This window comes from Asanoa hainanensis (genome assembly GCF_900188485.1).
GTDB lineage: Bacteria > Actinomycetota > Actinomycetes > Mycobacteriales > Micromonosporaceae > Asanoa > Asanoa hainanensis.
The window spans coordinates 269,186-281,367 of the sequence record NZ_FZPH01000012.1 but is presented as its reverse complement, the minus strand read 5'-3'; the positions used below and the strand labels follow the sequence as shown (position 1 = coordinate 281,367).

The 12,182-nt window shown below is 68.2% G+C and carries 9 protein-coding genes; 3 read left to right on the top strand and 6 right to left on the bottom strand.

The features are described 5' to 3' along the window. The coding region (locus tag CHC05_RS27260) for a non-ribosomal peptide synthetase (RefSeq protein WP_144022795.1) at window positions 1-3,033 on the top strand (3,033 nt) is incomplete at its 5' end. A gap of 10 nt (window positions 3,034-3,043) precedes the next feature. Next, on the top strand, window positions 3,044-4,255 hold the full coding sequence (locus CHC05_RS27255; RefSeq protein ID WP_089253414.1) for an acyltransferase domain-containing protein: 1,212 nt from the start codon (window positions 3,044-3,046) through the stop codon (window positions 4,253-4,255). Between the two features lie 6 nt (window positions 4,256-4,261). Here the strand turns inward: CHC05_RS27255 and CHC05_RS27250 are convergent, their stop codons facing one another. Together CHC05_RS27250 and CHC05_RS27245 are read right to left on the bottom strand one after the other, a co-directional pair. Then, window positions 4,262-5,023, bottom strand: a complete 762-nt coding sequence (locus CHC05_RS27250) for a maleylpyruvate isomerase N-terminal domain-containing protein (RefSeq protein WP_144022794.1) — start codon at window positions 5,021-5,023, stop codon at window positions 4,262-4,264. Window positions 5,024-5,081: 58 nt separating this feature from the next. Then, entirely contained in the window at window positions 5,082-5,564 is a 483-nt protein-coding gene (locus CHC05_RS27245; protein ID WP_089253412.1) for an RrF2 family transcriptional regulator, read from the bottom strand. A 138-nt stretch (window positions 5,565-5,702) separates the two neighbouring features. Between CHC05_RS27245 and CHC05_RS27240 the strand changes: the two genes are divergently transcribed. Then, window positions 5,703-6,455 (top strand): SDR family NAD(P)-dependent oxidoreductase, encoded by a 753-nt coding sequence (locus CHC05_RS27240; RefSeq protein WP_089253411.1) that lies wholly within the window; start codon window positions 5,703-5,705, stop codon window positions 6,453-6,455. Between the two features lie 13 nt (window positions 6,456-6,468). On the opposite strand, the gene CHC05_RS27235 is transcribed toward CHC05_RS27240, so the two are convergent. Genes CHC05_RS27235 through CHC05_RS27220 form a run of 4 tightly spaced genes read right to left on the bottom strand, consistent with a single transcriptional unit; the run spans window position 6,469 to window position 12,182 of the window. Further along, window positions 6,469-7,872 carry a class-II fumarase/aspartase family protein gene (locus CHC05_RS27235; RefSeq protein WP_089253444.1) on the bottom strand — a complete coding sequence of 468 codons (1,404 nt, stop codon included), beginning with the start codon at window positions 7,870-7,872 and terminating at the stop codon, window positions 6,469-6,471. A 46-nt stretch (window positions 7,873-7,918) separates the two neighbouring features. Then, on the bottom strand, window positions 7,919-9,070 hold the full coding sequence (locus CHC05_RS27230) for a Glu/Leu/Phe/Val dehydrogenase dimerization domain-containing protein (protein ID WP_089253410.1): 1,152 nt from the start codon (window positions 9,068-9,070) through the stop codon (window positions 7,919-7,921). Next, on the bottom strand, window positions 9,067-10,482 hold the full coding sequence (locus tag CHC05_RS27225; protein WP_089253409.1) for a pyridoxal-phosphate dependent enzyme: 1,416 nt from the start codon (window positions 10,480-10,482) through the stop codon (window positions 9,067-9,069). The genes CHC05_RS27230 and CHC05_RS27225 overlap by 4 nt, the downstream gene beginning before the upstream one ends. Next, on the bottom strand, window positions 10,482-12,182 hold the full coding sequence (locus tag CHC05_RS27220) for a thiamine pyrophosphate-dependent enzyme (RefSeq protein ID WP_179266399.1): 1,701 nt from the start codon (window positions 12,180-12,182) through the stop codon (window positions 10,482-10,484). Before CHC05_RS27220 ends, CHC05_RS27225 begins: the two co-directional genes overlap by 1 nt.

The following is a 12,182-nucleotide window of genomic DNA, read 5'->3' as shown; positions in this document are numbered from 1 at the left end:
GGTTTGCAGTTTCGGGTGGAGTTCGCGACGGATCTGTTCGACCGTTCCAGGGTCCACCGCCTGATGTCGCATCTGGAGCTGGTGCTGCGGGCCGCGGTAGCCGATCCCAGCACCCGGGTCTCGCAGGTGCCACTGGTCGTCGGTGAGGAACGCGACCGGATGCTGTCCGACTGGCAGGGCCAGCACGTCGAGCAGACCACCGACCCGGTCCACACCCAGATCGCCGCGATCCATCCAGACGTCGTCGCGGCCCGATTCCAGGGCGCCGAACTGACCTATGGCGAGCTCGACAACCGCGCCGGGATCCTCGCCCGCCACCTGCGCCAGCTCGGCGTCGGCCACCAAGACGTCGTCGCCGTCGGCCTCGAACGCGGCTTCGACCTGCTCGTCGCCCTCGTCGGCGTCCTCAAGACCGGCGCCGCCTTCGTCGTCATGGACACCTCCCATCCCCAACAACGACTCGCGTTCGTCCTGTCCGACACCGCCGCCAAAGTCGTCCTGACCACCTCGACACTCCAGCCCAGACTCCCAGAACCCGACGGCTGGAGCCCACTGCGCATGGACACAGACTGGGCGACCATCGAACACGCCGCCGCCGAGCCACTACCCGAACTCGCCGACGAGAACAGCCTCGCCTACGTCCTCTACACCTCAGGCTCCACCGGCAAACCCAAAGGCGTGATGATCGAACACCACGCCCTGACCACCTTCACCATCTGGCTACGCAACCTGTTCCACTTCGGACCAGGAACCCGCATGGCCCACCACATGGCCATGATCTTCGACTTCGCCGTCGGTGAGATCTTCACCGGCCTGGTCTCCGGCGCCACCCTCGTGTTCGTCCCCGAAGAAGCCCGCCTGTCCCCACCCGCCCTCGGCGACCTACTCCTCGACGAACACATCAACTACCTCGGCGGCCCACCCGCCGTCCTCGGCGCCATCCCCCCACACCCCTACCCCGAACTCACCTACATGATCGCCGGCGGCGAAGCCGTCCCACCCGACCTCGTCAACCGCTGGAACACCGCCCCACGACGATTCATCAACGGCTACGGCCCCACCGAAGCCGCCGTCGGCTGCATCTACCACGAATGCGAACACCGCACCTGGACCGAACAACCACCCATCGGCCGCCCCATGCCCCGCCGCGTCGCCTACGTCTTCGACCAATGGGACAACCTCTGCCCCGTCGGCATCCCCGGCGAAGTCGTCGTCGGCGCCGCCGGCCTCGCCCGCGGCTACCTCAACCTCCCCGAACTCACCGCCGAAAAATTCATCCCCGACCCACTGAACCCCAACCAACGCCTCTACCGCACCGGCGACCTCGGCGTCTGGAACGAAACCGGCACCATCGAGTTCCTCGGCCGCATCGACACCCAAATCAAACTCAACGGCCTGCGCATCGAACTCGAAGAAATCGAATCCACCCTCACCACCCACCCCCACATCACCGCAGCCGCCGTCACCGTCCGCGAAGACACCCCCGGAAACAAACAACTCGTCGGCTACATCGTCCCCACCAACGGCACCATCAACACCACCGACCTACGCACCCATCTCGCCGAACACCTCCCCCGCTACATGATCCCCAACATCTTCGTCACCCTCCCCAAACTCCCCCTCACCACCATCGGCAAAATCGACCGCAACGCCCTACCCCACCCCGAACAACACACCACCACCCGCACCCCCATCACCCCACGAACCCCCACCGAACAAACCATCACCGACACCTTCACCGAAACCCTCGGCCTGCCCAACATCAGCGTCGACGACAACTTCTTCGCCCTCGGCGGCACATCCCTCCAAGCCGCCCGCACCGTCCTCGCCCTCCGCGAGGTAACCGGTCGCGATGTCGCGCTGACGTTGCTCTATACGAAACCTACGATTCGTGATCTCGCGGCAGCGTTGGACGAATCGGCCGGCACGACCACGTCGAAAGCCGTTGCCGCCGTGCGCGAGACGGCATCCCCCGCCGCGTTGCCGCCCCGGGCGCCGACCCGGTTCCAGCACATCCTGCTCACCGGTGCGACCGGCTACTTCGGCGCCTTCCTGCTCGACGAGCTCCTGTCCGGCACCGACGGCACAGTGACCTGCCTCGTGCGGCCGGTGCGGGGTCAGCGCGCCGCCGACCGTGTCATTGCCAACCTCGCCCGGTTCGGTCGCCACCGGGACGACCTGGCCGAACGGGTCCGCGTTCGGGAGGGGGACCTCACCAGGCAGCGGCTGGGTCTGAGCGAGGACGAGTTCGCGCGGCTGGCCGCGCAACTGGACGTCATCGTCCACTCAGGCGCACACGTTGACATTCTGTTCCCGTACGAAGGGCTCGAAGGGGCCAACGTCGACGGCACCCGCCGGATCATCGAGCTGGCGACCACCGGCCAACTCAAGGAGCTGTTGCTGGTGTCGACGGTCTCGGCCCGCCTCGGCGAGCACCGCGACCCCTCCCTGCCCGGCTACGCGGCGTCAAAATGGGCCGCGGAGCGGTTGGTCGTTGCCGCACGCGACCGTGGTGCGCCGGCGTCGGTGTTCCGGCTTCCGCGGATCGCCGGCGACTCCCGGACCGGCCTGAGCAACGACCGAGATGCGGTGATGGGGCTGCTGCGCCGATTCCTGGCCATGGGTGTAGCGGCCGACCTGCGGTTCGAAGAAGAGTGGGTGCCGGCGGACCTGGGTGCGCGGGCACTGGTGGCCAGCGCGTCGCGCCGCAGCGATGGGGGGTTGTTCACGATCGACCCACCGACCCGGGTGCGCGTGAACGAGGTCATCGCGTTGCTGGCGGAGCGGGCGGGATTGCCGGTGCTACCACGTGCGGAATTCATGGACCACATCGCCGCGCGCTTCCCGGACCAGCTCGAGCTGATGAAGGGCATCCTGGCAACCGGCTCGCGGACAGATTTGCCCGCGCCGTCGGCCGAGGTGGACAAGGGCTTCGAGCGGGTCGAAGCCGGCGGCCCCGACGAGCGGTTGCTGCGCCGCTACGTTGACGCCCTCGTGACCAGCGTGGGAAACCAACCCGCGGACATGAAGTAGGTTCGGGCGAATGGCAGCCGACAGCTGGCACGTGCTGCGCCTGGCGGGTGATGACGCTGAAGAGCTGGAGCGTGCCACCACGGAGGCGTACGAACGGCTGCGGAAGCCCAATGCCTCGTTCGCCGACCTGCGGCGGCCGGCAGACAGCCAGCGGCATCGACGGGTGGTGCTCTGCCAGACCGTCGACGACGCGGTTACGACGTTGCGCAAGCAGCCCTCCCGGTTCGTGCGCACCGCGGAGGCGCCGCGGCCGGCGCCCGACCGGATCGGCTTCATGTTCCCCGGCGGCGGTGCACAGCATGCCGGCATGGCCACCCAACTGTACGAACGCGAGCCGGTGTTCCGTGGCCACTTCGACGACTGTGCCCGCCGCTTCCGAGACGCGTTGGACCTCGATGTCCACGCGTGCCTCGACCCTGACGTGGCGCTGAGCGCGATGGAACGGCCACCGCTAGGCCTCGGCTCGTTGTTCGCGACATCGTACGCGTTGGCCCAGGTGTGGTTGGCGCGCGGGCTGCGGCCATCGTTGTTGATCGGCCATTCCCTCGGCGAGTACGTCGCAGCCACGCTCGCCGGGGTTCTCGAGCTCGGTGATGCCGTGCGGCTGGTCGCGTTGCGCGCGCAGCTCATGGACGGCTTACCAAGTGGTGAGATGCTCATCGTCCAGTTGGGGCACGCGGGGCTCGAACCCCTGATGCGGCCGGGAGTCTCGGTGGCCGCCATCAACTCACCGACCCAATGCGTAGTGTCTGGCCACGTCGAAGCGGTCCGGGCGCTGGAGCTGGATCTCGCCCAACGAGAGGTAACCGTGCGGCGGCTGCGTTTTGGGGCCGCGGCGCACTCCGAGCTTATCGAGGACGTGCTCGACGAGTTCGACCGACTGGCCCGCAGTATCCGCACGCGACCGCCGTCGATCCCGGTCGTGTCGAACCTGAGTGGAGGGTGGCTCAGCAGTGCCGAGGCCATCGATCCGTCGTACTGGACGCACCACCTGCGCTCGCCGGTGCGGTTCGCGGATGGTCTGGCGGCCGCCACCGGCGCCGGGCAGGTGGTGCTTCTCGAGGTCGGACCGGGCACGACGTTGAGCACGCTGGCGCGGCAGAACGGCGTGTCTCCCGACCCGGTCTCGTCGCTACGCCATCCGCTCGACCCGCGGCCGGAGGCCGCGGTGTTCGCGCTGTCCAGCGGCGAGCTATGGATACGTGGTGTGGACGTCGACTGACGATCGTCAGGGGGTGAGGCGGGCGTCCAGGAACGCCCGCGCCATTTCGACGTCGCCGTCGACGGTGACGTCCGCCTCGGCGACGGTCGCACGCCCCCACAGCGCCATGAGCAGTGAGTCGGCGGTGGCCCTGACCGTAGCGTCTGCAAGCACGGTCGCGCCGGGTTGGCGTTTCACGGCGGGGTGAACGTCGTCGGTGGGCGTCAACAGCCAACGATGCCCGGAATCTGTTGCGTGGACGAGAACCGGACCGGTGAGCCGGGGCGGCAGCTTCGTTCCCCATCTGCGAACGGTGGGCAGCATGACCGTGAAGACCTCGTCGACCCCGTCCGCGGCCACGCCGAGCGGGATCGCGCGGATCGTCCCGGTCGCGGCGTCGGCGTCACGCCCGTGGATGATCGTCTCGTGGAGCTGGCGCCGGTACCAGAACGCGGTGACGCGCGGGTCTTTCGTGAAGTTCCAGCACGTCGAGTCGGGTCGGCTCTTGGCGATGGCGGAGCTGAGGGCTTCGGCACTCTCCTGGTACCACCGGGCTAAATCCGCGCCCAGCGGCGGTTTCGGAGCGCCGCTGACGCGCTTGCCTGTCTCGACGATCGCGGCGGCCCACCGGTGAATGCCGCCGAGGTGGCGGACAAGGCCAGCCAGTGCCCATTTCTTGTTGAGCGCGATGGGGGCATCGAGGTCGGTGGTCGCGGCGATCGCCGCGAAGCCGGCCATGGCGTCGGTCAGAGGCTGGATGTAATCCGCCGGGGCGAACGGAAGCCGCAACGAGGCATCGACCGTGGTGTCGACCGGACTGTGACGCTGCACCGGGTCATCCTACTGACTAATGCCACGCGCGCGGGTCGCGCGTCAATGATCGCACCCGCTCGGGTAGGTCGTTGCGGACGATCTCCGCCACGGTGACACCCTCGAGGATCTGCCGTTCGCGGGCCCGCAGCGCGATCCAGACCATCTGCAGTGTGGCTGCCGGCCCGACGTAGTCAAGCTGCTCGGGCCGGAAGCCACGGATGTTCGTCAGCGGACCATCGACGATGCGGATGATGTCGGCGAGCGAGATGTCCTTGGCCGGTCGGGCCAGCCGGTAGCCGCCGACCGAGCCGCGCCTGGCCGCTACGACGCCGCCTTGGCGGAGGCTGAGCAGAATGCCCTCGAGGTACTTCGGTGAGATGTCCTGAATGGCGGCGAGTTCGCTGGCCCTTACCGAGGGCTGAAGTGCCGCGCCGGTCGGGGCAGCGTCAGGATCTGTCCGAGCGGCAAGCTCGACGACCGCGCGGATGGCGTAGTCGACCCGCGCGGAGAGTCTCATGTGAACAGTATCGCCGATCCCGGCGCCCCGGTGGCGCTCGTCGATGTGTTTGTTATCAATGGATTTCCGATACGATGAGGGACCACGCGGTGAGTGAGAAAACGACGGAGGACCGTAAGCGTGACGGCTGCTTATGAGATGGGACGCCGGCTGGTCGTGATCTCCGGAGGTGGCACCGGCATCGGTTATGCCATCGCGGACGCCTTGGCTGACGACGACGATGTGGTCATCATCGGCCGACGCTCCCAGGTGCTCACCGCCGCCGCCGAGGCCATCAACGAGCGGATCGGTGAACCACGAGTGCGTCCGGTGGTGGCCGACCTGACGGACCCGAAAGCCGTGGAATACGCCGCAGCCGAGGCCGCGACCGCCCACGGCGTCGTCGACGTCCTCGTCAACAACGCCGGCGGGAACTTCGCACCCCACGGCGCCGATGATCTCACGCAGCTCAGCGAGCAGTATGTCACCAACTATCGGTCGAACGTTCTTCCAACGGTTCTCCTTACGCACGCTTTGCTGCCACACCTGCGTCGGGGTGGTGGCGGACGGATCATCACGATCACGTCGATCGCCGCCTTCCGCGGCAACGCTTCGTACGGCGCCGCGAAGGCAGCGCTGCACCCGTGGTCGGCGGAGCTCGCCACCCAGCTAGGCCCCGACGGCATCACGGTGAACGTGGTCGCGCCCGGCTATATCGGCGACACCGAGTTCTACCGGGAGCGGATGACGCCCGAGTTTCATCAAGCCCGTTCGCGGCAGAGTCTGATCGGTCGCGGTGGGACACCGACCGACGTCGCCGGCGTCGTGCGATACCTTGCCGGCCACGGGTCGGAGTTCGTGACCGGGCAGGTCATCCAGATCAACGGTGGTGCCCTGCTCGGCCGCGGCTGACCGAAGCATCGCGCTAGCGATTGCTCAACCACTTTCGGCCCTCGGCCACGGCGCGCAGCGTCAACGCCGTGGAGGCGCCCAGATAGCCGGACGGATTGAAGATGGCGTCGAGCGTGGCGTCGTCCAACATGTCGCGCAGGTCCTCGGTCTCTCTGAACACCTCGCGGATCGTGCTGTCGACCTCGAACGCCCGCTGGCTGATCTCGTACACCCGCTCGTGGGCAGTCTGCTTGCCGAGGTGCTCGCCCAGCGCAAGCATCAGGCGCTCGGAGGCGATCTGGTCGGCGACCTCCCGCACGTTGAGCGACAGTCGCTCCGGATGCACGGTCAGACCCTCGAGAATCTCGCGGCCGATCTCGCAGGCAGCCAGGCAATAGTGCGAGACGTCGGGCACACACGCCCACTCGACGCGCAGGGCACGCGAGTCGCGTTCGTGGTCACCGACCATGGCGCCGTAGGCGACGGCCGCCTGACCTGCCGCCAGTTTCGCCATGACCACCGTCTGCTCGCAGCGTTCCGGGTTGCGTTTGTGCGGCATCGTGCTCGAGCCGACCTTCCCGTACTGCCACGCCTCGGAGACCTCACCGAACTCGGGCCGGCCCAGGATGCGCACCTCTTCGGCGATCCGGCCCATCGTGCCGGCCAGCATCGCCAGCGTCGTCACGTAGTCGACAACCCGGTCGCGCGCGACATGCCAGCCGATCGTCGGCACGCCGATGCCCAGTCGGTCGGCGAACCGCTCGACGAGTACCAGGCCTAGGTCGCCGAATCCGGCCATCGTGCCCGCTCCACCGAACAGCTGAGCGACCAGCGCCCGGTTGCGCAGGTCGGCGATGCGTTCGACGTGTCGCAGCACCTCGTCGAGCCAGCTCGCGATCTTCAGTCCGAATGCCATCGGCAGCGCTGCCCGAGCGTGGGTTCGTCCCACCGCCACGGTCTCGGTGTGTTCCTCGGCGAGCTCGACAAGGCGGTGGACGATCGCACGCAGCGTCGTGTCGAGATCGTCGAGGACGTCGCGCATTTCGAGGACCTGTCCGGTGTCCTGGATGTCCTGCGTCGTGGCCCCGAAGTGAATGAACTCGCCGCTGCCTTCCGGGCAGGCATCCTGAAGAACCCGCAGCAAACCGATCAGCGAGTGCCCCGTGCGGTTCGTCTCGGCCTCGACCGCGTCCAGGTCGATGAATTCGAGCTTCGCCGCCGCGACGATCCCCTCCGCGGCCGCCGCCGGGATCATGCCCAGCTCGGCCTGGACAGTAGCGAGAGCGGCCTCGATGTCCAGCCAACGTTGCTTGCGACAGATGTCGCAGAAGATTCGCCTACTGGCTGGCGTAGCGAAGCGGTCGCCGTAAAAACGGGAGTCCGTGATGTGCCCGCGCGGGTGGCGGCACGTGCTTGTCGTCGGCCGATCGGCTGTCATCGACACGGAATGTCCTCCGGTGAGCTGGAGCGAATAGGTTGAAGCTTCATGCCAGGAACCGGCTGCGTCCGTACGGGCGGCGGTCCGGCACGGGAATCGTCGTCTGCGCGAGGTGCAGCGCGACGGAACGCGCTGATGTCCCGCGCCTGCGCGCCTCGCTGATCAGATGGTCGACCAGCTGCCGCATGATCTGGGTGACCCCACCGAGTACGTGAACCTCCGTAGGCCGATGCTCGGGGCCGAAGAGGGCCTCGACGGACGCGGAACCGCCGATCCCACCGACGAAGTCGGGTATGACCAGAACACCGGCGCGATCGAGCGCGGCCTCGACGTCGGGAGTCAGCCCGCAGTTGGCGCCGACGACGACCACGGGAGTCGGCAGTTCCCCAACCTGCGGCAGTGAGATCGCGTTTTCGGTCGCGGCAAGGATGCTGATGTCTGCGGGGATCTTGAACAACGCCGTGGACGGCAGCTGTTCGCCTCGCCGCACCGATGCTTGGACCGGTGTGCCGAACGGCGCTGCCAGCATCCCAGGGATGTCGAGGCCGTGGTGGTCGGCCACGCAGCCGAACTCGTCGGACACTGCGACCACTGTCATGCCGACTTCGGCCAGGGTGCACGCCGCCGCCCGCCCGAGATTGCCGAAGCCCTGGAGAGCGCAGGTAGCGCGCGGCCCAAGACCGGCGGCCCGCGCGGCGCCCACTGCCGCTTCGGCCAGCGCGTGGCCTGCTCGACGCTGGGCCAATGTGAGCGCGCCGACGGGCGCCTGCAAGGTGCGCAGCCGCGCGAAGAACTCGTCGTCGGTGAACTCCTGCGCCCGGCGCACCGCGTATTTGATCGACGGGATCCCTTCCGCTGCGGCCAGTCGCTCGAGTTCGTCCCACCGCGTGCCCATGTCAGAGCCCATGCTGAAGCGGTGAACGAGCTCTTCGCGCAGGAACGCGAGAAACCGGCGTACCGCTGCCGCCTTACCCGGTGAACGAGGGTCGTAGTCGATGCCGCATTTGGCCCCGTCGACGTTGATCCCCAGCAGCCGCTCTTTGAGGGTCATCCGGCTCGCCAGCGAGACCAGGGTGTCCCGCGTCAAGCCTTGTTGGACGCGGCAGCCACCGGCGGCTATGCGACAGCTGCCCCCGTCGTAGACGAGCCACCCGCGAAAGCCCTCCAAGGGGTCGACGTACTCCAGGACGGTGCTCACGTCGTCTCCAATGCGGTTTCTCGTGATGTCCGAGCGGTATCGGCCCGGGTCAGGTCGTCGAGCTCGTCGCCGGTGACCACGCCACACACGAAGCCTCGCTCGATCACGACAGCGGCGTCGTGGGCATCGAGGTGGCAAGCGGCCGCGGAGGCGGACTGTCCGGCGCCGACGTGCGGGCGCACGGTCGCGACGCTGGAGATCGGGTCGATGGCGGACCGGCGGGGGTCGGTCAGCGCATCCCGCAACGTGTGTGCGGCGACGAGGCCAACGACTTCGGCCAGCCGCAGCGGAGGCGCTCCCGCGGTGACCACGATGTGTGTCCCGCCCGGGTAGTGGTCGAGCAGGGTCGCCGCCCGCAGCAGCGATACCTCCGGCTGCAGAACGATCGCGCGCGGCCGTTCGACGGAAAGCGGTAGAAGCTCCCGTAGCCGCGGACCCGTGTCGGCCGGGTCGTCGAAGAGGCCGAGCCGTGCCACCCACTGGTCGTCGAAGATCTTCGCCAGGTAGCCGCGCCCGGAGTCAGGCAGCAGCACGACGACCAGGTCGTCCGGCGTGAGTCGCTCTGCGACCCGGAGGGCGGCGACGGCCGCCATTCCGCATGAACCGCCCGTGAGGAGGGCTTCCTCACGGGCCAGGCGCCGGGTCATGGTGATCGCCTCGTGATCGGACACGCGGATGATCTCGTCAGGCACCGTCGGGTCGTACGAGCGCGGCAACTGGGGCTGGCCGACCCCCTCCAGGAGGTAGGGCCGGACCGGTCCCTCCGGATCGCTGTAGATCGAGCCCTCGGGGTCGGCTCCGATGATGCGGACCCGTCCGTGCGACACCTTCTTGAGGTAGGCGCCGGCGCCGGAGATGGTTCCGCCCGTGCCGATACCGGCGACGAAATGGGTGATCCTGCCGTCTGTCTGTCGCCAGAGTTCGGGGCCGGTGCCGAGATAGTGCGAACGGGGGTTCTCCGGGTGCGAATACTGGTCGAGCAGGACCGCGCCCTGGGTTTCCCGCTCGAGTCGCGCCGCGACGCTCCGGTATGAGCGCGGATCGTCGACCGGAACTGTCGCCGGGCAGATCACCACGGTCGCGCCGTACGCGCGCAGGACCCTGATCTTGTCGGCCGCGACCTTGTCGGGACAGGTGAAGAGGCATCGATACCCCTTCTCCTGTGCGACGATCGCCAGGCCGACACCGGTGTTGCCCGATGTCGGCTCGATGATCGTGCCGCCTGGCCGCAGACGGCCGTCCGCTTCGGCGGCTTCGACCATTCGAACGGCGATCCGGTCCTTGACCGAGCCGCCCGGGTTCAAGTATTCGACCTTGGCGAGGACGGTTGCCGGCAGCCCAGCAGCCACCCTCTTGAGGCGCACCAGCGGTGTGTTCCCGATGAGCTCGAGCAACGAGTTCTGGTAGTGCATCAAAGACTCCTCGGGGAGGTCGCCGCGACCAGGGGCTGGGTCAGTGCCAGCCGCCGGTAGGCGGTGATCCACTGCAGACTTGTCCGCACGTCGACGACGACCGGGCCCCCATGCCCCATCGCGCGACGAAGGACGGGCGCGACGTCGGCCTCTTCGGCGATGGAGAGGCCGAGACAGCCGTACGCCTCGGCCAATCGCGCGAAGTCCGGGTTGCGCAGGTCCGTGGCGATGACCCGGCCCGGGTAGGTGCGCTCCTGGTGTAGTCGGATCGTCCCGTAACTGGCGTTGTTGGCGATCAACACGATCAGCGGCAGATCGTGTGCCACCGCGGTCGCCAGCTCGCTGCCGGTCATGAGGAATCCGCCGTCGCCGACGACCGCGACCACGGGCCGCCGCAGCCGCATCGCGGCGGCCACGGCCGCCGGCACGCCGAACCCCATGGCGCTGGACGTCACGCCGAGCATCCGGGCGTTGCCGGTGAGCCGCAGGTAGCGGTAGAGCCAGCTGGTGAACGTGCCGGAGTCGACGGTGACCACGATGTCGCCGCCGGTCACGTCGTCGAGGGCCGTGATAACCGCTCCGAAAGGCACGCCGTCGTCGGCCTGGTGCTGCTGCCATCGACCTTTCTCGACTTCGAACGCGTGCAGTTCGTCGATCCAATCGACCCGGGCGGGGTCGGTCGGCGGGTCGGTTTGCGCCAGTGACCCGAGGAAGGTGCCCGGATCGGCGGCGAGCGCGATTGCTGGACGATGCCGCGCGCCCAGCCGTGCCGGGTCCGGATACACGTGGATCAGCGCCTGGTCGGGGACGGACCCGGACGGGAACCGGTGGCCCAGAGTGGTCGTCGCGTCGAGCCGGGTGCCGACCGCCAACACCACATCGGCGCGCTCGAACAGCGCGCGCTGGCCGGCCTGAGTGTTGTTGTGCAGGTGCCCGGCATAGTGCGGATGGCGATTGTCGAACAGATCCTGGTGCTTGTTGCTGGTCAGGATCGGCAGGAGCAGCCGCTCGGAGGTCTCGCGAAGGGTGGCGCGGGCCTTTGCGGACCCGAGCAGCCCGCCCGCGACCAGCAGCGGTCGTCGTGCGCGCCGCACCGTCGACGCGACGGCCGCCAGGTCGGCCGACCTGACCGTGGCAGAAGCCGCTAGAACCGGCGTCAAGGACATGGGGCCCGGATCACGTTGGTAGAGGACGTCTTCCGGGACGGTCAGGACAACCGGGCCGGGTGTGCCTGACTCAGCCACGCGGAAGGCGCGGCCGAGGAACTCCGCGGCCGCCGGCGGGTGGGCCAACTGCCAGACACCTTTGGTGAATCCGCCGAACAACTGCCCGCAGTCGATCTCCTGGAATGAGTCGCGGCCCCGTTCGTCGGTCGAGACGTCACCGACGATGAGCACCAGCGGCGTGGCGTCCTCGGCGGCGGAGTGCGCGGCGATGGCGGCGTTCGTCGCGCCTGGCGCGCGGCTGACCAGGCAAACACCGGCGTGTCCGGTCAGCTTGGCGTCAGCCACTGCGGCGAACGCCGCCGACGCCTCGTGCCGGCAGGTGACGACCTCGATTTCCGCCGTGTCGTAGAGGCGGTCGAGGATCGGCAGGTAACTCTCTCCCGCCACACAGAAGACGCGGTCCACGCCCTGCGCGCGCAGGCCTGCCACCAGTGTGTCCGCGACCGATCCTGCCGCCGAGCGGGTAGGGCTCAC